Source organism: Faecalicatena contorta (assembly GCF_022835095.1).
Taxonomy (GTDB): Bacteria; Bacillota; Clostridia; order Lachnospirales; family Lachnospiraceae; genus Faecalicatena; species Faecalicatena contorta.
The window spans coordinates 921,051-944,647 of record NZ_BQNQ01000001.1; the positions used below are offsets into that span (position 1 = coordinate 921,051).

20 protein-coding genes and 1 riboswitch are annotated in these 23,597 nt (G+C 46.8%); of the genes, 18 read left to right on the forward strand and 2 right to left on the reverse strand.

Annotated elements, in window-relative coordinates:
- The first annotated feature begins 124 nt into the window (after window positions 1–124).
- The 4 genes from MWG26_RS04205 to MWG26_RS04220 all read left to right on the forward strand — a co-directional run bounded on the left by MWG26_RS04205 (window position 125) and on the right by MWG26_RS04220 (window position 4,799).
- Entirely contained in the window at window positions 125–997 is an 873-nt protein-coding gene (locus MWG26_RS04205; protein ID WP_025654819.1) for a carbohydrate ABC transporter permease, read from the forward strand.
- 7 nt (window positions 998–1,004) lie between these two features.
- Window positions 1,005–1,835 carry a carbohydrate ABC transporter permease gene (locus tag MWG26_RS04210; protein WP_025654820.1) on the forward strand — a complete coding sequence of 277 codons (831 nt, stop codon included), beginning with the start codon at window positions 1,005–1,007 and terminating at the stop codon, window positions 1,833–1,835.
- A 120-nt stretch (window positions 1,836–1,955) separates the two neighbouring features.
- Entirely contained in the window at window positions 1,956–3,299 is a 1,344-nt protein-coding gene (locus MWG26_RS04215; protein WP_025654821.1) for a glycoside hydrolase family 172 protein, read from the forward strand.
- Between the two features lie 21 nt (window positions 3,300–3,320).
- Entirely contained in the window at window positions 3,321–4,799 is a 1,479-nt protein-coding gene (locus tag MWG26_RS04220) for a glycoside hydrolase family 32 protein (RefSeq protein WP_117441012.1), read from the forward strand.
- Window positions 4,800–4,903: 104 nt separating this feature from the next.
- Here the strand turns inward: MWG26_RS04220 and MWG26_RS04225 are convergent, their stop codons facing one another.
- Window positions 4,904–6,133 (reverse strand): 6-phosphofructokinase, encoded by a 1,230-nt coding sequence (locus MWG26_RS04225; RefSeq protein ID WP_025654822.1) that lies wholly within the window; start codon window positions 6,131–6,133, stop codon window positions 4,904–4,906.
- 198 nt (window positions 6,134–6,331) lie between these two features.
- Between MWG26_RS04225 and MWG26_RS04230 the strand changes: the two genes are divergently transcribed.
- The 8 genes from MWG26_RS04230 to MWG26_RS04265 all read left to right on the forward strand — a co-directional run bounded on the left by MWG26_RS04230 (window position 6,332) and on the right by MWG26_RS04265 (window position 16,118).
- Entirely contained in the window at window positions 6,332–7,348 is a 1,017-nt protein-coding gene (locus tag MWG26_RS04230) for a glycosyltransferase family 2 protein (RefSeq protein ID WP_025654823.1), read from the forward strand.
- A gap of 167 nt (window positions 7,349–7,515) precedes the next feature.
- Entirely contained in the window at window positions 7,516–8,121 is a 606-nt protein-coding gene (gene rbr, locus MWG26_RS04235) for a rubrerythrin (RefSeq protein ID WP_025654824.1), read from the forward strand.
- A 65-nt stretch (window positions 8,122–8,186) separates the two neighbouring features.
- Window positions 8,187–9,929, forward strand: a complete 1,743-nt coding sequence (locus tag MWG26_RS04240; RefSeq protein ID WP_025654825.1) for a S8 family peptidase — start codon at window positions 8,187–8,189, stop codon at window positions 9,927–9,929.
- A 361-nt stretch (window positions 9,930–10,290) separates the two neighbouring features.
- Window positions 10,291–10,935: a TetR/AcrR family transcriptional regulator gene (locus tag MWG26_RS04245; protein ID WP_025654826.1), complete on the forward strand. Its 645-nt coding sequence runs from the start codon at window positions 10,291–10,293 to the stop codon at window positions 10,933–10,935.
- Window positions 10,932–11,498 carry a flavodoxin family protein gene (locus MWG26_RS04250; protein WP_025654827.1) on the forward strand — a complete coding sequence of 189 codons (567 nt, stop codon included), beginning with the start codon at window positions 10,932–10,934 and terminating at the stop codon, window positions 11,496–11,498. Before MWG26_RS04245 ends, MWG26_RS04250 begins: the two co-directional genes overlap by 4 nt.
- Before the next feature lie 198 nt (window positions 11,499–11,696).
- Window positions 11,697–11,915, forward strand: coding sequence for an FMN-binding protein (locus MWG26_RS22790; RefSeq protein ID WP_044926437.1), 219 nt, complete (start codon window positions 11,697–11,699; stop codon window positions 11,913–11,915).
- A 322-nt stretch (window positions 11,916–12,237) separates the two neighbouring features.
- On the forward strand, window positions 12,238–14,967 hold the full coding sequence (locus MWG26_RS04260; RefSeq protein ID WP_117441009.1) for a glycoside hydrolase family 2 TIM barrel-domain containing protein: 2,730 nt from the start codon (window positions 12,238–12,240) through the stop codon (window positions 14,965–14,967).
- Between the two features lie 131 nt (window positions 14,968–15,098).
- Window positions 15,099–16,118 carry an NUDIX domain-containing protein gene (locus MWG26_RS04265; protein WP_025654830.1) on the forward strand — a complete coding sequence of 340 codons (1,020 nt, stop codon included), beginning with the start codon at window positions 15,099–15,101 and terminating at the stop codon, window positions 16,116–16,118.
- 80 nt (window positions 16,119–16,198) lie between these two features.
- Here MWG26_RS04265 and MWG26_RS04270 read toward each other — a convergent pair whose 3' ends face one another.
- Window positions 16,199–16,990, reverse strand: a complete 792-nt coding sequence (locus MWG26_RS04270) for a DeoR/GlpR family DNA-binding transcription regulator (protein WP_025654831.1) — start codon at window positions 16,988–16,990, stop codon at window positions 16,199–16,201.
- Window positions 16,991–17,109: 119 nt separating this feature from the next.
- Here MWG26_RS04270 and MWG26_RS04275 point away from each other — a divergent pair, with 119 nt between their 5' ends.
- The 6 genes from MWG26_RS04275 (at window position 17,110) to MWG26_RS04300 (ending at window position 23,150) form a co-directional block, all read left to right on the forward strand.
- Window positions 17,110–17,751: an HAD family hydrolase gene (locus MWG26_RS04275; RefSeq protein WP_025654832.1), complete on the forward strand. Its 642-nt coding sequence runs from the start codon at window positions 17,110–17,112 to the stop codon at window positions 17,749–17,751.
- 370 nt (window positions 17,752–18,121) lie between these two features.
- Window positions 18,122–18,202: riboswitch (ZMP/ZTP riboswitch) on the forward strand.
- A 134-nt stretch (window positions 18,203–18,336) separates the two neighbouring features.
- The gene (gene pflB / locus MWG26_RS04280; protein ID WP_117441008.1) at window positions 18,337–20,577 is read left to right on the forward strand and encodes a formate C-acetyltransferase; all 2,241 of its coding nucleotides are present in this window, start codon (window positions 18,337–18,339) and stop codon (window positions 20,575–20,577) included.
- Between the two features lie 38 nt (window positions 20,578–20,615).
- Window positions 20,616–21,113, forward strand: a complete 498-nt coding sequence (gene bilS / locus MWG26_RS04285; RefSeq protein WP_025654833.1) for a flavodoxin family protein BilS — start codon at window positions 20,616–20,618, stop codon at window positions 21,111–21,113.
- On the forward strand, window positions 21,110–21,610 hold the full coding sequence (locus MWG26_RS04290; RefSeq protein ID WP_025654834.1) for a DNA-deoxyinosine glycosylase: 501 nt from the start codon (window positions 21,110–21,112) through the stop codon (window positions 21,608–21,610). The genes bilS and MWG26_RS04290 overlap by 4 nt, the downstream gene beginning before the upstream one ends.
- 209 nt (window positions 21,611–21,819) lie before the next feature.
- Window positions 21,820–22,446 (forward strand): GTP pyrophosphokinase, encoded by a 627-nt coding sequence (locus MWG26_RS04295; protein ID WP_025654835.1) that lies wholly within the window; start codon window positions 21,820–21,822, stop codon window positions 22,444–22,446.
- Between the two features lie 137 nt (window positions 22,447–22,583).
- Window positions 22,584–23,150 carry a nucleotidyl transferase family protein gene (locus tag MWG26_RS04300; RefSeq protein WP_025654836.1) on the forward strand — a complete coding sequence of 189 codons (567 nt, stop codon included), beginning with the start codon at window positions 22,584–22,586 and terminating at the stop codon, window positions 23,148–23,150.
- Window positions 23,151–23,597: the final 447 nt, after the last annotated feature.

A 23,597-nucleotide genomic window follows, 5' to 3' on the forward strand; every position in this document is an offset into this window, starting at 1 on the left:
CATACGAGGAAAGCCGGAGCCCCAGCCGTGAGTGCGGCGGGGCTGCCGGGTGGATTTTTTACGATGTACTGGTAACAGTTCAGGCAGGCCTGAGCTATTGCGAATTCTATGATTGGAGAAGGATATGCGCTGGTTAAGTAAAAGAAGATATAAAATAGGCCTTCTGATCCCGACACTGCTTGTCTATAGTGTGTTCATTGTCCTGCCGATTGTGATTGCGGTTGGATACAGCTTTACAAAGTATTCCGGCATTGGTAAGGCAAGGTTCCAGGGATTTCAGAATTATATCAGGCTGTTTCAGGATAATGTGTTTTGGATTTCACTGAAGAATACGATGATTATTTTCATACTGGCATTTATCCTGCTGCTGACATTATCATTTTTCATAGCACTGCTTTTAAACAACCGGTTGAAAGGAACCGATTTTTCGAAAGCGCTCATATTTTCCCCGGCAATTATTGCGCCCATTATTGTTGGTATTATATGGGTATATATTCTGGACCCGAATATTGGGGTCATTAACAATATTCTGGACGCGGTGGGGGCATCGGCGCTGAAGCACAAATGGATCGGCGGGGAGACATTTTCGCCATACAGCATCGCAATCATTTATTTCTGGCAGCAGCTCGGATATCTGGTGACCATTTTTATTGCTGGTCTGAAAATGATTCCGGAAGATGTGCTTGAGGCAGTGAAGATTGACGGTGCAAGCGGTGTGCAGAAGGTCCGCTATGTCATCATTCCCATGATGCGCACGACGATCTCGACGGTATCTGTCCTAATTATAACCGGCGTATTCAAAATCTTTGAAATCGTTCAGCAGACAACAGGCGGAGGCCCGAACCACCTGTCGGAGACACTGGTAACCTACAGTTACTCTATGACATTCTCCAGCAGTGATTACGGCTATGGGATGTCTCTGGCTACGATAACCTTTTTGCTGTCACTTTTGATTACGGGGATTTACTCATTCCTGACCAGAGAGAAAGAGAGGTAGCAGGATTATGATCAATAAAAAGAAGAAGACAGCCATGTATATCCTGATGGTTTTGATTACGCTGATGGTTGTATTTCCGTTTATCTGGATGCTGGTGCTTTCCTTTAAAACAAATTCTGAAATATTGTCCGCACCGCTTTCTCTGCCGAAAAGCCTGAACCTGGAAAACTACAGCAATGCGTTTAAAACTTTGGATTTTCTGCAGCTTTATGGGAATACATTATTTGTATGTGTGATATCACTGGTTATCGAATTGATTATTACCTTTTTCAGTTCCTTTGTGATCTCCAGAATGGAATTTAAGAATAAAAAGATTGTTTCCTTAATATATGGGTTTCTGATCATGGGACTTTCGATCTCACCCTTTATTCTGCTCTTTCCGGTATACAAAATCAATGTATTCTTCGGATTAAGGGGAAAGCTGGCGCTGATATTCCCATATGTGGCAACGTCCATATCCTTCAACACGCTGCTGCTGGTGGGATACCTGAAGTCGCTTCCGACGGAGATTGATGAGGCCGCCGTGATTGACGGATGCAGCATCTGGGACCTGATGCTGAAGGTGATTCTTCCCATGGCAAAACCGGTCATTGCAACGATTGTAATCTTTAACGTGCTGTATATCTGGAATGAGTTTCCATTTGCATCTGTTATGTTAAGAGACATTTCAGATTATACGCTTTCCATGGGGGCTTCCTTCTTTAAGGGAACCTATACGGTGGATTATGGCGGGATTGTAGCGTCCAGTGTGCTGATTATTATACCGGAGCTGATCTTCTATGGCATTTTCCAGAAGAATATTGTAGAGGGTATGACGGCCGGGGCCGTAAAAGGTTAAGCCGGGAGAGTTAAAATGCAGGCTTCTGACACATATACACACGGTTTGTGCAGTAAACGGGCAGATCTGTGCGGGCTGTTGTGAATCAATATAATATGAAAAAAATTAGGAGGAAATATCATGAGTAAAGTATCAGGATTATTTCAGGATCTGACAACTATAAAAGAGGCCAGGAACGGAAGGCTGGCGAGCTGGGACCAGAGAGGCAAGAACCAGGACTACTGGGAAATTCCTGCAAAGGAGAGCATTACCCTGGGAGAGATTGAAGGCCCCGGCTGCATCACACATATCTGGATGACCTCATCCTGCCGCAGGGTAAAGGCACCCAGCATCCTGGATCCGGTGCAGAATGCATCCGCAGCACCGGTGATGGAAATCCATCCGGCGCTGGGCGTTATCTGGGACGATTATGACCCGTTTTACTATAGGAAGGCATTGATCAAAATTACTTGGGATGACCAGGATACGCCGAGCGTTCTGGCGCCTTTGGGAGACTTCTTCTGTATCGGGAACTGCTATCCGGGGAATTTCTCTTCCCTTCCATTCAATGTATCGCTGAAACCGGAGGAGGCAGGACGATACGGCGCGCCGTGTTCCGTATCCTGTTATTTTCCGATGCCGTTTAATAAGAAGGCAAAGATTGAGATTATCAATGAAAATGAACTGCCGTTTATTTTGTATTTCAATATCGACTATGAGATGTATAAGAAACCGCTGGACGAAAATACCGCATATTTCCATTCCAGCTGGCACAGAGAGAATCCGTGTGACGGATGGGGACCTGATATCCAGGTGAATTCACCGGAGGTAAATAATGTCACTAATCTGAAGGGGGAAGGCAATTACACCGTTCTGGACGTGGAAGGAACCGGCCATTACGTGGGATGCAACTTGACCGTGAAGCACTATCAGGGCAGCTGGTGGGGCGAAGGAAACGACATGTTCTTTATTGACGGGGAAGAGTATCCAAGCCTTAACGGCACAGGAACGGAGGATTACTTTAACCATGCATGGGGTATGCAGCGCAATGCATTCCCATTCTTTGGAACCATCGTGCACGAAGGAGATACGGACGGATTCCATGTATCCTACCGGTTCCATATCACGGATCCGGTCAGGTTTGAAAAGCGCCTACGAGTAACGATTGAGCATGGCCATGCAAACCATTTATCGGACGACTGGAGTTCCACGGCGTACTGGTATCAGACCCTTCCGACCGCAAAGCCGCTTACGATCCTTCCGTTGGAGGAGCGTCTGCCTAATGTGCCTGTGCTTCCCGAAAGGAATCTGAAGATGCCACAGTTAACAGAAGAAATGCAGGCGGCCAGGGATTCTTACGAGAAACGCTGGGAAGAGTACTCTCCGGCAAGGCAGGAGCAATTTAGAATCAAGGAGAACAAAGCGCGCCGCGAGTCGGCGCTCAATACGGAGTTCGCAAAAAAACTGCGTGAAGAATACAAGTAATGGGAGAACTGGAGGCGTTTTATGTCTAAGGAATTAATGCAGCAAAATATCGAGAAGGCCCAGAGGGAGATTGACGCGAAAAAGGAATACGTGAGAAAGGGCAAAATGCGCCAGCACTACCACTTTATGCCGCAGACCGGCTGGCTCAATGATCCGAACGGGTTGATCTTCTACAAGGGAAAATATCATTTTTTCTACCAGTACAACCCATATGAAGGATTCTGGTCCTGTATGCACTGGGGGCACGCGGTAAGCGGGGATCTGGTACATTGGGAATACCTGCCTCTTGCGCTGGCTCCAAGTGAAAGCTATGACAATCATCACCAGGGGGGCTGTTTCTCGGGAAGCGCGATCGAGCATGACGGGAAATTATTCCTGATGTATACAGGGACAACGAATAACGGGAAAGGCTTTGAACAGTCCCAGTGTATTGCATACAGCGAGGATGGGATTCATTTTGAAAAGTATATAGGCAATCCGGTGCTGACTGCACCCGAGGGGATTCCGGGAGACTTCTTCCGTGACCCGAAGCTCTGGAAGCACGAGGACACGTATTATGTGGTTTGTGGGGCGAACAAAGACGGCATGGCTCAGGCGCTTTTATACAAGTCACAAGATATGTTCCACTGGGAATTTGTGAATATCCTGGCCGAAAGCCGGGGCGAGTGGGGATATATGTGGGAGTGCCCGGATTTTTACCCCATCGGTGACAAATACGTCCTGATGTTCTCCCCTATGGGGGCAAAAGAAAGGACCAGTGTATATCTGGTAGGTGATTTTGATTATCAGACCGGAAAATTTTACTATACCGTATCTGGGGAAATCGACTGGGGATTCGACTACTATGCCCCGCAGTCATTCCTATCCCCGGACGGCAGGCGGATCATCGTAGGATGGGCCAATGCCTGGGACTGGATGCCGTTCTGGAAGGACTGGGGCCCCACCTACAAGGAAGGGTGGTGCGGCTTCTTCAATCTTCCGAGGGAGGTCGTGCTCTGCGGGGACAATACCCTGCAGTTTCTGCCGGTCAGTGAATTGGAACAGCTCAGAAAGGATGAGCAGGTACAGCGAAATGTGACATTAGAGGCGGAAAACCCCCTCCTGTTCCGGGAAGGCAGCGTATACGAGGCAAAGCTCAAAATTAACCTAAAAGAATCAACCGCAAAGAAGATCTGTATGGAACTGCGCTCCTCAGACGAAAAGAAAACGCTGGTAGTCTTCGATTTTGAAAAAGCAGAGATCAGCTTTGACAGAAGCCGGGCTGACGGCTGGAGCAAAGGCATCGCCAAGAGTCCATTGAATCTGTTGGGAAAGGACTACTTGGATATCCATATATTCTCAGATCAGAGTTCGATAGAAATGTTCAGCAATCATTACCAAAATAACATATCATGTAATATATTCGCCCCGGAAACAGAGTGCGGGAATTACATAACGGCACAGGGGGGAAAGCTAAGTATTGAGCTTATGGAAACTTGGGATTTGGAGGGCGTGATGTAGGGGACGCTTGCCGAGAACCGGGACGGGATGCATACGTCTGCATCCCGTCCCGTTCTCCGTCAGGCGTCCCCTCATCCGTTCCCGCGGCTAAAGTCCGTGAATTATTAAACAGTTTTTCTGTAAGCGAACATGGGGACTCCCTCCTCCATAGGAACATGGACTTCCCCCTGGATCAGAGGCTTTGCATAGTCGATAAATGCATCACCCACATCCGTGCCTTCCCTTGTAATCCATTCTGCCGGAACCGTTTTTTCCCTGTTGCAGACATGGTTGACATCGGTTGTCACGTAATCAATTGCATAGGGCTTGTCCTGGATTCTTTTGAAAGCAATCATCTTTCCGGTCTCGCCCTCCAGTGCACATTTTACGCCGAATGCACCGGAGGCTATAGCTTCTTTTTGATCTGTCCCGGAGAGCATGGTGCTGGAGCAGCGTTGAGATACGTTTAGTTCCACGGAACGGACTTTTATGCCAAGCCGTTCCTTGATCAGATTCTCCAGATATTTTCCGGAGCCGGCCAGCATCTTGTGACCAAAGGCGTCTACGCCTACGTCGCTGGCAAACTCGCAGATGAAGGTACCGTCTTTGTCATGAATACCCTCGGATATACATACAACCAGGTTGGGAGTTTGTTCCAGGGCTTCTTCCACTTTTTGAAGGAATGCTTCCTGATCAAATGCTGCCTCAGGAAGATAGATCAGTACCGGGTTGTCCCCCTCGAACTTCCGGGCCAGAGCGCTGGCGGCGGTCAGCCAGCCGGCATGGCGTCCCATAATCTCTACGATGGTAACGGATTTTTTATTGTCATATACGGAGGCGTCCAGGGTGATTTCTCTGACCGTAGATGCAATGAATTTGGCGGCGCTGCCGAAGCCCGGGGTGTGGTCTGTCTCCACAAGATCGTTGTCGATTGTCTTGGGAATCCCAATGAACTTGATGTCGCTGCCGGTTTTAGCGGCATAGCGGGAGAGTTTGCTTACGGTATCCATGGAGTCGTTTCCACCGATATAGAAAAAATATCCGATATTTAATGCATTAAGCTTTTCCATTAGCTCTGGATATACCGGATCGTCCAGATCCTCGGGAAGTTTATAGCGGCAGGATCCCAGATAGGATCCGGGAGTCGTCTTGATCAATTCCAGTTCGCCGGAGTGCTCCAGAGGCTCCATATCCATGTAATGCCCGGCGAGGAATCCCTCGATTCCGTTGATCATTCCATATACAGCGCCAAAAGAATCTTCCCGGTTCAATGCCTCATATACAACGCCGTAAAGGCTGGCATTGATGACGGCGGTTGGTCCGCCTGACTGGCCCACGATAACATTTTTCTTCATAAATAATCCCTCCAAAGCTATTTTCATTTTTGTCATACCTATAACTATAATGGATAAAGACATTTTTTACAATAGGTTACTATGCGCGGCCCCGTGGATAGCAGCTGTAACAGGTATAAAACGGATTTTATGATAAAACAGTTGGAAATTTGGTCAATGTGCAGTATAATTGCTGTATCTGAGTAAAGAGGTGTTCTTATGAAATATATATCATTTGCAATTCCATGCTACAATTCTGAAGCGTATATGGAAAAGGCGATACAATCAATATTAAAGGGCGGGGAAGATGTGGAGATCATCATTGTGAATGATGGCTCCGAGGACGGTACAGAAGAGATTGCCCGGCATTATGCAGATTTGTATCCAACGATTATTAAGGCGGTAAATAAGGAGAACGGGGGACACGGCGATGCTGTCAATGCGGGACTGGCCCATGCAACTGGACGATACTTTAAGGTGGTGGACAGCGATGACTGGGTAGATGAGGAGGCCCTCATGCAGATCCTGGAAGCGGTCAGGGGCTTTGTGCAGACGGAGACGGAAGTGGACATGATTGTTTCAAATTATGTGTATGAAAAGGTTGGGGTTGAGCATAAGAAGGTCATCCATTACCGCAATGTGCTGCCGCAGAATCAGATATTCCATTGGGACGATATCGGGCATTTCCGGCTGGACCAGTATATCCTGATGCATTCCGTCCTCTACCGGACCGAGATGTTGAAGTTATGCCAGCTCAGGCTGCCGAAGCATACATTTTATGTGGATAACATTTATGTATATTATCCACTGCCGCACGTGCGCACGATCTACTATATGGATGTTGACTTCTACAGGTATTTTATCGGGCGTGAGGATCAATCCGTTAACGAAAAGGTGATGATCAGCAGGATAGACCAGCAGATATTCGTAAACAAGAGCATGATAAATATGTATGAACTGCGGATGATTTCCAGTAAAAAGCTGCGTAAATACATGATTAATTACCTTGCAATTATGATGACTGTATCCTCGATTTTGTGTATCCGTTCCAAGAAAAAGGCGAATCTGGAAAAGAAGGCGGAACTGTGGCAGTATCTGAAGAAAAAGGATTACGGCACTTACTTTAAGATTCGTTACGGAATCCTGGGCCAGACGATCAATCTTCCCGGCAAGTCCGGACGAAAGGTATCCTCCATGGCTTACAGTGTGGCAAGAAGGCTTATCGGATTTAATTAGCTGATTGGGTACGATCGGATATTACGAAAAGTTTTTGGATTTATGGGCCGGCAAAAGTTATGGAACAGAATCTGCACGGCTGCATGTGCATATAGAAAATATTTAACTGAAAAGAGCATAATTTACCAGCCATGGTACATACTAGTAATAAAAAAGGAGTGTGTATTATGGCTGTTAATTTTTCAGAAAGTAAAACAAAAGAAAACCTGATGAGAGCATTTGCCGGGGAGAGCCAGGCAAGAAACAGATATACAATCGCTGCAGATAAGGCAAGAGAGATGAAAATGTATACGATTGCCGACATTTTTTTGTATACGGCTGATCAGGAGCGCGCCCATGCGGAGAGGTATTACGAACTGCTGAAAGATCTGTCCGGTGAGACAATCTTTATTGACGGAGGTTATCCGGTAGATCAGCAGACGACTCTGGCTGAGCTTTTGAGAGCTGCGGAGCACAATGAAAAAGAGGAATATGAGGATGTTTACCAGGCATTTGGCGATGTGGCTAAGGAAGAGGGATTTTTAGAGGCTGCCTCTGCATTCTATCAGATCGCAGAGATTGAACACACCCATCAGGTTCGTTTTGGTGAAATCGCCGGCATGCTGGAGACCAACCAATACTTTGCGTGCGAGAATGAAAGCAAATGGATCTGTACGAACTGCGGATATATCCACGAGGGAAAACAGGCTCCGGCTGTGTGCCCTGTCTGCCGCCATGCGCAGGGGTATTTTCTGCCATATGCATATGCTGCATATAAGGGAGAAGGAAGATAACCAGAAAAGATATACCCAAACGGGTAAGAACCATCTGTTAACTGAATAGTCAAAAGGAGCGGGATATGAGCCAGAAAGTAGAGAATCTGCTGAACCTTGCATTAGATGCTACGGAAGAAGAACGCGTCAGGTCACTGGAGCTGGAGGTGGGATATAACCCGATTGAAAGAGAATGGGATCTGGTGATTAAGTATTCGGGTTCCCTTGATCCGGTGAGAGCGCTGGCAACGTCTGTGACGGAACTTGCAAATGAGTATGCGATTATCACAGTACGGGAATCTGTGATTGACAGGCTAGCATCTATTCCCCAGATAGAGTATATTGAAAAACCAAAGAGGCTGTTTTTTCAGGTGGCGAACGGAAAGAGAGTTTCCTGCATCAATCCGGTGCAGCGAACTCCTTTTTCTTTGCTCGGAAGCGGCGTGCTGACCGCCGTAATAGACAGTGGAATTGATTATGCCAACGAGGACTTCAGAAATCCGGATGGAACGACGAGAATACGGGCGTTGTGGGATCAGACGATTCCAGGAAGTCCGCCGCAAGGCTATGCCATCGGTACGGAATATACACAGGAGCAGATTAACGAGGCGCTTGCACAGGATTCCAGAGCGGCGCAGGAGCGGATTGTGCCAAGCAGAGATACATCCGGTCATGGGACCGCGGTAGCAGGCATTGCAGCGGGCAACGGCGCCGGCAGTCCCGGACGGCAGTATGCGGGGGTGGCGCCTGCCAGTGATCTGCTGGTTGTCAAGCTGGGAATTCCCCGGGATGAAGGCTTTCCCAGAACAACGGAACTAATGCTGGGGGTAGATTATGCGGTTCGCAAAGCCCTGGAATACCAGATGCCTGTAGCCGTGAATATCAGTTTCGGAAATACATATGGTTCCCACGACGGAACCTCCCTGCTGGAGCGCTTTCTGGATGATATATCTAATTTCTGGAAGTGTGCAATCTGCGTGGGCAGTGGGAATGAAGGAACCAGCGCCGGCCACACCTCCGGAAGGCTGACCGAGAATGTGGAAGAAAGTGTGCAGCTGGGAGTACAGGCTAACGAGCCCACGGTCAATGTGCAGCTCTGGAAATCCTATGTGGATACAGTGGATATCTCTCTGGTCAGCCCGTCGGGGGTGCGGGTGGGGCCGATTCAGGATATCCTTGGCTCTCAGCGCTTTATCCTGGGAAATACAGAGATACTTCTATATTATGGGGAACCGAAACCGTACAGCGTCAAACAGGAAATATTTATTGACTTCCTGCCCAGGCAGACCTATATAGACAGCGGTGTATGGCAGATCATCTTATCTCCGCGCAGGGTGGTTACGGGAGAATATGAGATGTGGCTGCCCAGTCAGAGCGCACTGAATATAGGCACCGGGTTTTTATTTCCAAAGAGTGATACGACGCTCACCATACCCTCCACGGCGCTCCGGGTGATAACTGTGGGGGCATATAATGGTCTGACTTTCAGCTATGCAGACTTTTCGGGCCGAGGGCCGGCGGCGCTCTATGAGTATGCCACGGTGCCAAAGCCGGATCTCGTGGCTCCGGGAGTCAATGTGACATCTGTGGTGCCCGGCGGAGGATATGCGCAGTTTACTGGAACTTCATTTGCTGCGCCCTTTGTAACCGGCAGCGCGGCACTTCTGATGGAGTGGGGGATTGTGAAAGGGAATGACTCCTATTTGTATGGGGAGAAGGTGAAGGCCTATCTGCGGAGAGGGGCGAGAAAACTTCCGGGATTTGATCAGTGGCCGAATAACCAGATGGGGTATGGGGCGCTTTGTGTGCGGGATAGTATACCGCTATGATATACAATATGCACCTTATTCTTATGTGAAAGATATGAAGGATTTTATAGGTAAAGTAAGCCGGCTAAATAAAACCAATACGATAGTTTGTGATATAAATAGTTGAGTTTCATCCGAACGATCAGAAAATGAAGAAAATTTGTTTATACTCTAATAATTAGGTTCGATGAAGATCAGTCTATTAAGGCTGATCTTTTCTTAAATTAAAAGCCCTTCCGGTATAGCGCACACCCATAAAGAAGTAATACTTTCAATAATTTCCTCAAGGAGTTTTAAATCGTTTATTTCACAACGTCATTGACAAGACGAAAAACTATCTATATAATTAAACTTAGAGTTTAATTATTGTATGGAGGAAAACATGGGACGAAGAAAGAAAGAGCCTAGAAGCGTACACAGGGAAAACATAGTATCTGCGGCATCTGCACTATTTATGGAAAAAGGCATTGCCGCGACTTCTATGGACGATATAGCGAAAGCCGCCGGATACAGCAAAGCAACATTGTATGTATATTTTGAAAATAAAGAGGAGATAGTCGGCATTTTAGTATTAAACAGTATGAAAAAACTTTATGACTATATATCCGCTGCTTTGGCGCAGCATGAAAGCACAGAAACAAGATACAGCTTTATCTGTCGAAGCCTGGTACAGTATCAGGAAGAATTTCCTTTTTATTTTAAAATGGTGTTGGACAAAATCAACATTGATTTTGAAAGCCAAGACTATTTGCCGGAAGAAAAGGAAACATATCAAATTGGGGAAGAAATCAATGAGAAAATAAAAGATTTTTTATTGTCCGGTATGGAAAAAGGGGATTTACGGAGTGATTTGGAAATAATGCCTGCTATCTTTAGTTTTTGGGGTATGCTTTCCGGAACCATTCAGCTTGCCGTAAACAAAGAAGAATATATTAAAAAGTCAATGGGTTTATCTAAAAAGCAGTTTTTGGAATATGGGTTTTCACTTATCTATCATTCGATTGCAACTAAGGAGAAAAGATTATGAGAAAAAATGCGCTTGCTATTTTAGGTAGTCCTCATGCAAATGGAACAACAGCAGCCATGTTAGATTTGGCAATTCATAAAGCGGAACAAGTGGGATATGCTGTAACAAAAATCAAACTGTATGAAAAGAAAATTTCTTTTTGCACAGGTTGCCGCGCTTGCATGGACACACATATTTGCATACAGAAAGATGACATGCAGGAAATTGCTGCGCTATTACATGAGTGCCAGCTTGTTATCCTTGCCGCCCCTGTTTATTGGGCAAATGTTCCGGCTCCTGTCAAAAATATGTTTGACCGATTATTGGGAACCGCTATGGAAGAAACAGATACATTTCCTAAACCACGTTTACAGGGCAAGAAATATTTGATTTTAACTTCCTGCAATACTCCTGCCCCTTTTTCATGGATATTCGGACAGAGCAGAGGGGCAATCCGCAATATGGACGAATTTTTCAAGACCGCAGGCATGAAACCGATAGGAAAAGTGGTGCGTGCAAATGCAAAGAATAAGAAAGAACTCCCTAAGCGGACAATGAAAAAGATTGAGAGGTGTCTGAAATAAAATATTCCGAAAGAGAATCCTATTGTTTGCAGTAATTTTGCTTTTCCTTATCGGTTTGGTTTTTACCGCAGTTTATTTGAAGAGTGTGGCAGACTATAAAAAGGCAGTAAGGGAAACTACTTTTAGCAACATAAATATTTCCAATGTTTCCGACGGAGTTTATGTTGGAGAATATGACGTGGATTTTTTTATGCCAAGGTGGAAGTAACCGTTCAGGACGGAGTAATTACAAATATTGATATTCTGGAGCATAAAAACGGACGTGGAAAATCCGCAGAAGTTGTTGCAGACAGAATCATGGAAGAACAGAAAATAGATGTTGACGCAGTATCAGGAGCAACAAATTCAAGCGTTGTCATAAAGAAAGCTGTCGAAAATGCCTACCTCGTGTACAAAATATCATTGTACATGAGGTAGGCATTTCGCTCCCTGTTTGTCAGCCGTTAGATTAGTGTCACTCTAATACTTCCTTATTGGCGTTCATCTTAGCCTGTTCCCTTTGTTTTTTATGTCAAAGAACCACTGATGAAAAGAGAATCTTAAAAACAATTATAAAATAAATGGTCGAATATGCTCTTTTTGGGAGCGTTATTAATAACTATTGAACAACCGTCAATGATATAATAAACCAAAACTAAAGGCGAGCATGTTCAAATCGAATCATTTTCAGACACAGAAACATACTTTCCTGACAAACAACGAACCAGAGATACAGTAAAAATAGATAAGGAGACAACAAATGAGATATAATTTTGACAGAGAATGGAAGTTTTCACTTGGGGACTTTGGTATTTTACCGGAATCCATGTCGCATGGAGCCGTCTATGGTTTTTCAAAAGCCGGCGGGATTACAGGCGCTGCGGCTCTGGAATTTGATGATTCGCTCTGGGAGACAGTGGATCTCCCCCATGACTGGCAGCACAGCCAGGACTTTGATCTTACTGCCCCCGCAGACCATGGATACCGCAGAGGGCTCAAAGGCTGGTACCGCAAAAAATTCTGTTTAGATGAATGTGACAAAGAGCGTTCACTCAGCCTGGTTTTTGACGGAATTGCTGGCATAACTGATATATATCTGAACGGATGTAAGCTGTATCATAATGAAAGCCGCTACAATAGCTTTTGTGTTGATATTACAGACATTGCGAATTACGGGAAGAAGCCGAATATTCTTGCAGTGGAGATTGACTGCAGCATCTGGGAGGGCTGGTGGTATGAAGGCTCTGGGATATACCGGCATGTCTGGCTGTTGAAGGAGCCTCTGGTACATCCGGTTTACAGCGGTATCTTTGTGCGGCCGGAACGGGTAAATGACGGCTGGAAGACGCATATAGAGGCCGAGCTTGAAAATGCATCCGGGGAAGAGCAGCGGTATCATTGCATCGTGGAACTGTGTGATGAGGATGGGAATGTACTTCCGGATATGCAATACAGCACAGAGGGAACGGCACAAGCGTTTGGGAGATTCAAGGTATGCTGTGAAATGGAAATAGAGGATCCCGTTTTGTGGGATATTGACCGCCCATATCTCTACCACTGTAAGGTGCGGCTGAAGGATGGGGAAAACATGGATGAAACAGACATCCCCTATGGTTACCGGATAATAAAAATCGATGCAGACAAGGGATTTTGGCTGAATGGGCGGAAGGTGAAGCTTCTGGGGACATGTAACCATCAGGATCATGCCGGAATCGGAGCCGCACTGCCGGATGAAGTTCAGAGATACCGTCTGAAAATTCTAAAGGATATGGGCTGTAATGCCTATCGGTGCGTCCACCATAACCCAACACCGGAACTGCTTGACCTATGTGACCGGATGGGAATTCTGGTGATGGATGAAAACCGGACATTCAGTACGGCGGAGGACGCAATGCGGCGGCTTAGGGGGATGGTGCGGCGGGACAGGAACCATCCGTGCGTTGTCATATATTCCGTATTTAATGAGGAACCGCTGCAGGGCACCGCAAAGGGAAGAAAGATAGCAGAAAGGATGACGGCCCAAATAAAAGTGCTCGATCCGGACCGCCCCGTACTGGGTGCGTTTAACGGCGGTTATATGGAGGAAGAAGGGGCAGCCACAGTATTTGACATCACAGGTATTAATTATTATACGGACAGTTACGATGCTTTTCATAAAAAATTCCCGCAGCAGCCGGTTGCAGCGTCTGAATTAGTGTCCGCATTTTCTACAAGAGATACTTACAGAGATAATGAGGAGGAACAGGTATTCAGCAATTATGATGAAAAAACGGCTCCCTGGGGAGAAACAGTGCGGGCAGCCAATGAGTCCGTTTTATCCAGAGACTTTATTATGGGGATGTTTGTATGGACCGGATTTGATTACCGGGGGGAACCCTCTCCTTATGAATGGCCGAGTGTAAGCTCTCATTTCGGAATGATAGATACCTGTGGATTTCCCAAGGATACTTATTATCTATACCAGGCCTGCTGGAAGAATCAGACAGTACTCCATATTCTGCCGCATTGGAACCACAAAAGAGGAGAGACAGTACGGGTGATGACTTTCAGTAATTGTGAGGAAGTGGAACTCTTCTTGAATGGGCGGTCTATGGGCAGAAAGAAAAATGAGATATATGAACAGTGCGCCTGGGAGCTTGAATTTGAGCCGGGAACGCTGCGTGCGGAAGGCTATATCTCAGAAAAGCAGGTTATAGAGGCAGAACGTAAAACCGCAGGGGAAGCCGTTTCAATCCGGGTAGAATCCAATCGCAATTATGTGAATTACAGTACAAAGGATGCGCTGATATTAAACATATCGGCGGTTGATGCGAAAGGGGAAGTCCAGCCTTCGGAGGAGGGATATATAAAGGCGGCCGTTTCGGGGGCGAAGCTGCTCGGGGCAGGTAACGGCGATCCGAACAATCATGACCGTGAGGAAGACGGGCGGGTCAGGTTATTCCGCGGACGCTGTCAGATCATACTGCAGGCCGAGGATCAGGAGTACCTGCAGGTAACATTAGTTTCTGAGAAATTGGGGGAGTACACCGGAAAGTGGGAGATCCGCAGAGCGGAAGACGAAAAAGAAATATTGAGTGTGGATGCGGTGTTTGTGGGCGGCTGGAGGATGTCTCATAAAGCAGTGAGGGAAAAACCGGATCTGCACCTGAGTATGGATAAGTCTGATATGAACACGCTGGAACCTGTTGAATTCGAGGGAAAGGCACAGTCACAGTTATCCGGAAAAGACGGTTGGTACTGCCTATACCGGTCGACAGAGATTTCGCAAAAGGACGCTGGAAAAACCCTATGCTTTCACAAGGCGGCAGGCGATGTTGAAGTGTATCTGGGGGAGGAATGTCTGGCCCGAAAAACCTTTGTAATGCCCGGTGAACTGACGGTAACAATTCCAAGTCGGGCCGGGGAAAACTGTGTGCTGTCCGTGATTGTAAGAAATACGGCGGCGGACCGGAAAGCGGGAATATTCGAACCGGTGTTATTGATTCCATGACGGATATACAGAAGCTCCGAAAAACTGCAAAATTCCATCTGATTGTGTTAGAATAGAGAAAGATAAAAGTTACTATACACGGCCTATGGGGCGTGCATAGTAACAGATAAAATCAGATGGGAGATGGAAAAATGTTTAAATTGAGTACATTATGTTATATTGAAAAAGATAACCGTTACCTGATGCTGCACCGGACCGTGAAAGAGAATGATGTGAATAAGGATAAATGGATCGGTGTGGGCGGGCATTTCGAGGACAGGGAGAGCCCGGAGGAATGCCTGCTCAGAGAGGTTTGGGAAGAGACCGGCTTTATCCTGACCTCTTACAAATACCGTGGACTTGTTACCTTTGTGTATGGTGAAGACACGGTTGAATATATGTCGTTGTATACTGCGGACGGCTTTACAGGCGAGCAGACTGCCTGCGATGAAGGGGAGCTGGAGTGGGTAGATAAGAAAGAAGTACTGGGCCTGAATCTATGGGAAGGGGACAAGATTTTCTTCCGCCTTCTGGACGAGGGCAGAGAATTCTTTTCTCTTAAGCTAGTATATGATGAGACGGATACGCTCCAATATGCGGCGCTGGACGGAAAAGAGATGGAATTATTCGATATACTGAATCCCGACGGCAGTAAGACAGGGATTGTCAGGGAGCGGGGCGTTGCCCACAGAGAGGGCAGCCTTCATGCTGCCTCACATATATGGGTAGTGCGGAAAAAGGAAAAGGGCGGTTATGATGTTCTTCTGCAAAAACGCAGCGCTGTCAAAGATTCGAATGCCGGATGCTACGATATTTCATCTGCAGGACATGTGGCGGCAGGGGATGAATATTTGACTACTGCGGTAAGAGAGCTTAAGGAGGAGCTTGGACTCCGGGCAGCGCCTAAAGATCTGAAGTTTATAGGTATTCACCATGGCGGGTTCGAGGACGTATTCTATGGCATGCCTTTCAAAGATGACGAGCTCAGCGCCGTGTATGTGTACAGTGAACCTGTGGACGTCGAGGGACTGAGGCTGCAGCAGGAAGAGGTGGAAGAAGTGATATGGATGGATTACGGCGATTGCCGCAGGGGGATCCTGGACGGAACACTTAACAACTGTATTTATATAGAAGAGTTCGAGATGGTAGGAAAATATCTTGGAGTGCTGTAGCTGCCGGGGACTCCGACCTCCGTCAGACCGTACCGTGCAGCGGCCTGACGGGGGATGATATCTGTATGATCCGTTTCGCTCTAACAGAGAATCAATCCCGGATTGATCTTTTCTAATTTTTCTTTTTTATCTGGATCCAATTCATTATCAGTCAGAATGTAGTCAAAATCTGAAAGCTCCGCGTATTTTACAAAGCTGTTTCCGGCAAATTTTGTGTGATCCGCCATAAGAAAGGAGCAGCTGCTCTGCTCACGGAAGGTTCTTTTCAGCGCAGCATCCAGCTCATCCGTAGTGGTGATGCCAAAATCCAGTGAACAGAACATCGTACCTACAAAGCTTTTATCCACATGATAATGCCTGCAGAATTCTATGGTCGAAAGGTCGAGAGTACCGCCGATCTGCTCCTGATAAGTTCCGGGCGCAACAATGAGCCTGATTTTCCGGTTGGTGCTGAGCTGCTGGATGGCAGAGAGGGAATTCGTAATCAGCGTGGCGTGGATGTCAGGAAAGTATTTTATAAGCTGGATGGTGGTGGTGCCTGAATCCAGGAAAATGGTGTCGCCTTCTTTTATAAAGCTGGCGGCCTTTTTTCCGATTGATTGTTTGTACTGCCTCATTTTTTCATTGCGGGACGAAAAATTCGGAACCACTGCTCTGTTTTTACATAGATGGGCGCCGCCGTAGTGGGTCTCCAGGATTCCCTGCCTGGCAAAGAAGTGAAGGTCCCGACGGATTGTCATGGGAGAGACGGAAAATGCATGTGACAGTTCATTGACAGACACCTCCCCATTTTCCTCCAGGATCTGCAGAATTTTCTGGCGCCGTCCGATTCCGTCAAGATTTGTTTGATCTGGTTTGTTTTGATGATTCATAGCACATAATCTCCTTTGAAAATGGATGAATAAAACATAAATAAACATTAATAAATGTTTCTATATGTGTTATTATAAACCTGTAACAAACAGAAAGCAAGGCAGGAGGAACAGGAGATTTGAAATATGACGCAGTGATTTTTGACGTAGATGGAACTTTAATTGATACGGAGAATACGATTTTACTGTCTTTACAGCACATGCTGCTGCGGATGACGGGGAAAATGTACCGGCCTGAGGAACTCTATTTTGCTTTGGGAATTCCAGGCGCCAGGGCCCTGGAGCTGCTTGAGCTAGAGGAGGCGGACAAAGCGATGAAGATGTGGCTGGACTACAGCGCCAGATATGAATTTCTCCAAAAACCTTTCCAGAGAATTCCTGAAACACTGCAGCGCCTGAAAGACGCAGGCCTCAGATTAGGGATCGTAACTTCCAGGACCAGGGAAGAGTTTAAGAAGAGCGTGGAAAGATATGATTTTGTCCGGAAACTTGAAGTCATCATCTGTGCGGATGACACGAAAAAACATAAACCGGATGCGGAGCCACTTCTTGCGGCGCTGGAAAAGCTTGATCTTGCACCCTCCCGTGCGCTGTATGTGGGAGATTCCACGTACGACATGGCTTGTGCCAAGGCAGCAGGGGTCCACGGGGCACTGGCGCTTTGGGGGGCTCACGAGACGGAAAAGATCCCTTCTGTATACCGTCTGGCGGATCCGGAGGACATTACAAGGATTTTGCTGCAGATGAAGGAAGTTTCTTAATACACCTACCTGGATGGAGGCGTCTGCCGGAATGTGTTGCAGGAAGTGTCTGTCCTGTAGGAAATACGATCCATTGTGCGGAGAAGCAGTGAGAGGAGATCTGCAAAATCAGCCGGAGCCGAACACATTCACCCCTTAATCAGAAGATTAAGATCCTCAAGTGTTTTGATAAGCTGCCCTGGCAGTACTATTATTCCGGCTGATTTTGCAGATTTCCTCTTACTGCTTTTTCGCACAGTGGATTGTATTCAGAAAAAATTTATCGATAAAATTTATCGATGAAATTTATCAAAAAATATGTTGCATTTTATTCGACTTTGTGTTTATACTGAAAGTACGACATAAGTATTTAGGCTTCGTGGAAAACTGAAATGTTCTATGTGACTGACGGAAAAGTGGAGTATACCACATGGGAGCATAGGATAGAACGCCGACCGTCTGGGCAGCTCAATGATTTGGGCTGCCTTTTTTGTTTTTAACTTAGTGTGCATTGGTATTGTCTGCATGGTATCAGAGGGAGGAACGAGAAAGGCAGCGGGATGATTGGGAGAAATTTAATGACCTTGATAAATGGAGGATAATGTCATGGAACAGAAAAATTTTGAGCAATGGAATGGATTTGCAGCAGGAGATTGGCAGAAAGAGATTAATGTCAGGGATTTTATTCAGAAGAATGTGACCCCATATGAAGGCACGGACGAGTTCCTGGAAACGAAAACGGAGAGGACGGAGCGCTTGATGGAGCGTCTTAATAGTCTTTTAAAGCTGGAACAGGATTTTGGCGGCGTGCTGGATATCGACACGCAGTCAGTATCGTCTCTGACTGCATACCAGCCAGGTTATCTGGATAAAGCGGAGGAACTGATTGTAGGTCTGCAGACGAACCGGCCATTAAAGAGGGGGGTGAATCCCTTCGGTGGAATCAACATGGCCAGAAAGGCCTGCAAGGCTTACGGCTATGAGCTTTCTGATAAGATCGAACAGGAATTCCAGTACAGGACAACCCACAATGACGGTGTATTCCGCGTGTATACGGAAGAGATGCGTAAAGTCCGGCACGCAGGCATACTGACGGGGCTTCCGGATGCTTATGGGAGAGGACGAATTATCGGCGACTACCGCAGGGTGGCCCTGTACGGAGTGGATATTCTGATAGAGGAGAAGCAGAATGACAAGAGAATCATCGGCGAGGGGGATTTTGATGTCGAGTCCATCCGTTTATCGGAAGAAGTGTTCCAGCAAATCAATTTCCTTAATAAGATGAAGGAAATGGCACAGATGTACGGTTACGATATTTCAGAACCTGCACATAATGCCAGGGAAGCTGTCCAATGGACTTATTTTGCGTATCTCGCAGCCATCAAGGAGCAGAACGGCGCCGCCATGTCACTGGGGCGGACCAGCAGTTTTCTGGATATTTATATTCAGAGAGACATCGAGGCGGGACTGCTGGACGAGGTGCATGCCCAGGAGCTGATTGATGATTTTGTGATGAAGCTGCGCATGGCAAGGCATCTGCGCACGCCGGAATATAATGAATTGTTTGGCGGGGACCCCATGTGGATTACAGAGTCCATTGGCGGGATGGACGAACAGGGCCGCACGCTGGTGACAAAGAACAGCTTTCGTTTCCTGAATACGCTTTACAATCTGGGACCGGCTCCGGAGCCGAACCTGACGGTGCTGTGGTCCGAAAAGCTGCCCCGGGGCTTTAAGGATTTCTGTGCAAAGGCTTCCATTGATACGGATGCGATCCAATATGAGAACGATGATCTGATGAGACCGGTAAATGGGGATGATTATGGAATTGCCTGCTGTGTGTCTGCGATGAAGATCGGGAAGCAGATGCAGTTCTTTGGGGCAAGGTGCAACCTGCCGAAACTGCTTCTGCTGGCGCTTAACGGCGGATATGATACCTATACCAAGTCTCCGGCTGGACCGGAGATGCCGGTATATGAAGGAGATATACTGGACTTTGATACTGTAATGCAGCGGTTTGAAAAGTACAGGGAATGGATCTGCCGTCTCTATATAAATACCCTGAATGTGATCCACTATATGCATGATAAGTACGCCTATGAGAAGACACAGATGGCGCTTCATGATACCGAAGTGGAACGTTTTATGGCATGCGGGGCTGCGGGGCTGTCTGTACTGACAGATTCCCTGAGCGCCATCAAATACGCAAGGGTAAAGGTTATCAGAGATGAGAACGGATACATAGTGGATTTTGAAACACAGGGAGAATTTCCAACCTATGGAAATGATGACGACAGAGCCGATGAAATTGCAAGGAACATTCTGGCCGATATGTCTGCGGAGCTGAAGAAGACGAAGACATACCGTGATGCAGTACACACGCTGTCTGTCCTGACCATTACCTCCAATGTCATGTATGGGAAGAAGACCGGCGCAACCCCGGATGGGCGCAAGGCGAAAGAGCCGTTCGCACCCGGAGCAAATCCGATGCATAACCGGGAGAAGAACGGAGCGCTGGCATCCCTGAATTCTGTAGCCAAGCTCTCCTATGAAGACTGCCGTGACGGGATATCCAATACCTTTTCCATTACTCCGGATACGCTGGGCAGGACAGAAGAGGAACGGCTTGAGAATCTGGTGAATATCCTGGATGGATATTTCCGGCAGATGGCGCACCACGTGAATGTAAATGTAATAAACCGTGCAATGCTGATGGAGGCTTATGAGAATCCGGCAAAATACCCGAATCTGACAATCCGGGTTTCCGGATATGCGGTAAACTTCCACAAGCTGTCCAGGGAGCAGCAGAAGGAAGTAATTATGCGTACTTTCCACGAAAAGATGTAGAATAAAAAGAGAGCACTCAAAGAAAAGAAGGGACAACTATGACATATGAGATCGTATTTGACAGTGCAACCGGCAATACAAAGCTGCTGGCGGAGAAGATAAAAGAGAGCATGGAGCGGGGGGAATGTGCCTATTTCGGCGGCCCAACGGAGGCTCCTGCACAGTCTGAACTGATATTTGCAGGATTCTGGACGGATCGCGGAAACTGCAGTGAGGGAATGAGGAACTTTCTGGAGAGGCTGAATGAGAAAGAGGTATTTCTGTTTGGTACAGCGGGCTTCGGCGTCATGCGGGAATACTTTGACAGTATTCTGGAAAGAGTAGAATCATATCTACCGGATAGTTGTACTGTGAAGGGGACATTCATGTGTCAGGGCCGGATGCAGGAGAACGTAAAGAAGCGTTACGAGGCCATGCTGGAGAACGACCCGGCGGATGCACGGATAAAGGCAATGCTGGATAACTATGAAAAGGCGCTGCTGCATCCCAACAGTGAAGATTTGCAGGAATTAGAAGAAAGACTGAAGAAGCTATGAATATGACAGAACAGGTAAGCCACGAGTTTGAACCCGTATTTGACAAGAATTCCAGGGTGTTGGTCCTGGGCACATTCCCATCCGTAAAATCCAGGGAAAACCAGTTTTATTACGGTCACCCACAGAACCGTTTTTGGAAGATTATCGCACGTTTAACTGAAAGCGAAGTGCCGGAGACGATTGCAGATAAGAAAAAGATACTGCTGGATCATGGCATTGCAGTCTGGGATGTCATCGCCAGCTGTGAGATCCGGGGATCTAGTGACAGCAGTATCCGAAATGTGGTGCCCGCAGACTTATCCAGGATACTGGACAACTGCAGCATCAAACAGATCTATGCCAATGGGGGAACTGCCAAAAAACTATATGAAAAATACAGCAGGCCGAAGACCGGCAGGCCAATAACCGGCCTGCCCTCCACAAGTCCGGCGAATGCCGCTTACTCAGCAGACCGTCTGATGGAAAGCTGGGGAGAAATAAAAAAGTTTATTTTTTAGCTCAAAGGGGTCAGACCCCTTTGAGTTTTTTTCTGTTTACAGGAGTTTAATACAATATTAACATCCGCATGCTGGAGGTATGTTCCGCAGGCTGCTAACATATATTAGTAAAAGACTCGTTATTATTCACGGCCCATAGGCCGTAGATAGTACAAAGCCCCTATTATGAGGTCTTATATGAAATATAAACAGAGAGAAGCATCGTTTGAATGAAAAAGAAAAATAATAAGTTGAAAGCGAATTTGGTTAACAGTGATTTTAGTATTAAGGGCGAGTGTGCGATCAGCCTGCTTCTGACAAAACTGGATATCATTAATATCGAGCTGTCGATGGAGCTGGACCGCAATGTGATTCAGATGAAGACAGGGCGTATGAAATCCTACGAGAGCACCTGCAAGAAAATGGACAGAAAGGGGATTGAGAAAACCTTTTCGAATGCGCTGGAAAAAGTAAATGACCTGATCGGGGTGCGTGCGGTCTGCTCTTATATGGATGATATTTACCGAATCGCAGAGATTTTTTCGGAGCAGAAGGACGTTAAGATTGTAAAAGTAAAGGATTATATAAAAAATCCGAAGACATCCGGATACCGGAGCCTTCACTTGATTATGGAAATCCCCATTGGATTCCAGGGCGGCACCCAGTGGATGAAGGCAGAGCTTCAGCTGCGCACTGCGGCCATGGACTACTGGGCGAATCTGGATCATCAGCTGAGATACAAAAAGGGCAGGCGCGAAGCGGAACTAATCGACAATGAGCTGCAGAAATGTTCGGAAACTATTGGAAAACTGGATCAGACTATGTTGGAAATCCGAAAAAAAATAGATAAAATATAAAGCCCAGGCCTAAATAATAACAGGACAGTCATATTTGCTTTCTTAGAAAAACTGTATTATACTGATACTATGCGGGATATGAGCCAAGAAAAAGCGGATGTGCCATACCCCCAGAATACGGGAGAGGAGCCGGGAAAATGGTCGAGACAGGGGTTATACATGGAAGATTTCAGATCTTTCATTTAAAACATATGGAGTATTTGCTGGCAGCAAAAATGAGATGCAAAAAGCTTTTTATAGGGATTACACATCCTGATATCTCATCATTCGCAGCTACATCGGATCTGGATCAGCACGGAACAACGAGAAGAGATAACCCGCTCACATATTTTGAGCGTCTGGAAATGATAGAAGGAGCGCTGGCTGACTTTGGAGTAGGTCGGGAAGAATACGAGATCATCCCGTTCCCCATCAGCCATCCAGAACTCATTCTCCAGTATGCACCGAAAGATGCAACCTACTATATGAGTATCTGCAGTGACTGGGACGAAGAGCGCTGCCAAACACTCCAGGGCCTGGGGCTGGAGGTCGAGGTACTGTGGAGAAAAAGCAGAGAAGAAAAAGGAATCACAGGAGACGAAATCAGAAGACTAATTGCTGCTGATAAAGAATGGCAGCAGTATGTACCAAAGACCGTGGGTGAATACCTCACCAGCCATTCTATCACCGAGAGGATACGTGGGGTGCAGTATTTGTATGAGTAGGGGGGCCGCTGCCGGAGCCGGACATAGGGATGGTTGGAAACGGGATGGGGGCTGTAAGCTGGAGTAGAGGAAAAAAGACGGCAGACAGGGGGAACCTGGACACATCACCCAAAGCCTTGATGGCTTTGCGCGCTGGGTCCAGGGAATATTGTAATTCGGAATTACAATATTCCCCCCTGTCTGCCGTCTTTTTTCCTCAACTCCACCTAACAGCCCCCAAGACGCTTCCAGCCATCCCTATGTCCGGCTCCGGCAGCTGGGTACATCAAATCGGAAATAATGCACATGTGGGACGTATACGGTAGAGGCGGATCTGCGCGGCGGAAGCGGTTAATTGCTACTCCTAAAAACTGTATACACAACCCCGTATATTAAGCTCCCGCTTATCCAACTCCATCCGCTGCTACCGAATTGCCCCCCACCATAAGGCATGCCTTCAAATCCGGA

Excerpts from the sequence above, each read along its gene's own strand:
- MWG26_RS04205 (WP_025654819.1), top strand. The coding sequence starts at position 125 with ATGCGCTGGTTAAGTAAAAGAAGATATAAAATAGGCCTTCTGATCCCG.
- MWG26_RS04215 (WP_025654821.1), top strand. The coding sequence starts at position 1,956 with ATGAGTAAAGTATCAGGATTATTTCAGGATCTGACAACTATAAAAGAG.
- MWG26_RS04290 (WP_025654834.1), top strand. The coding sequence starts at position 21,110 with ATGAATATGACAGAACAGGTAAGCCACGAGTTTGAACCCGTATTTGAC.
- MWG26_RS04295 (WP_025654835.1), top strand. The coding sequence starts at position 21,820 with ATGAAAAAGAAAAATAATAAGTTGAAAGCGAATTTGGTTAACAGTGAT.
- MWG26_RS04250 (WP_025654827.1), top strand. The coding sequence starts at position 10,932 with ATGAGAAAAAATGCGCTTGCTATTTTAGGTAGTCCTCATGCAAATGGA.
- MWG26_RS04225 (WP_025654822.1), bottom strand. The coding sequence starts at position 6,133 with ATGAAGAAAAATGTTATCGTGGGCCAGTCAGGCGGACCAACCGCCGTC.
- MWG26_RS04260 (WP_117441009.1), top strand. The coding sequence starts at position 12,238 with ATGAGATATAATTTTGACAGAGAATGGAAGTTTTCACTTGGGGACTTT.
- MWG26_RS04240 (WP_025654825.1), top strand. The coding sequence starts at position 8,187 with ATGAGCCAGAAAGTAGAGAATCTGCTGAACCTTGCATTAGATGCTACG.
- rbr (WP_025654824.1), top strand. The coding sequence starts at position 7,516 with ATGGCTGTTAATTTTTCAGAAAGTAAAACAAAAGAAAACCTGATGAGA.
- MWG26_RS04220 (WP_117441012.1), top strand. The coding sequence starts at position 3,321 with ATGTCTAAGGAATTAATGCAGCAAAATATCGAGAAGGCCCAGAGGGAG.
- bilS (WP_025654833.1), top strand. The coding sequence starts at position 20,616 with ATGACATATGAGATCGTATTTGACAGTGCAACCGGCAATACAAAGCTG.
- MWG26_RS04210 (WP_025654820.1), top strand. The coding sequence starts at position 1,005 with ATGATCAATAAAAAGAAGAAGACAGCCATGTATATCCTGATGGTTTTG.
- MWG26_RS04300 (WP_025654836.1), top strand. The coding sequence starts at position 22,584 with ATGGTCGAGACAGGGGTTATACATGGAAGATTTCAGATCTTTCATTTA.
- MWG26_RS04245 (WP_025654826.1), top strand. The coding sequence starts at position 10,291 with ATGGGACGAAGAAAGAAAGAGCCTAGAAGCGTACACAGGGAAAACATA.
- pflB (WP_117441008.1), top strand. The coding sequence starts at position 18,337 with ATGGAACAGAAAAATTTTGAGCAATGGAATGGATTTGCAGCAGGAGAT.
- MWG26_RS04270 (WP_025654831.1), bottom strand. The coding sequence starts at position 16,990 with ATGAATCATCAAAACAAACCAGATCAAACAAATCTTGACGGAATCGGA.
- MWG26_RS04230 (WP_025654823.1), top strand. The coding sequence starts at position 6,332 with ATGAAATATATATCATTTGCAATTCCATGCTACAATTCTGAAGCGTAT.
- MWG26_RS04265 (WP_025654830.1), top strand. The coding sequence starts at position 15,099 with ATGTTTAAATTGAGTACATTATGTTATATTGAAAAAGATAACCGTTAC.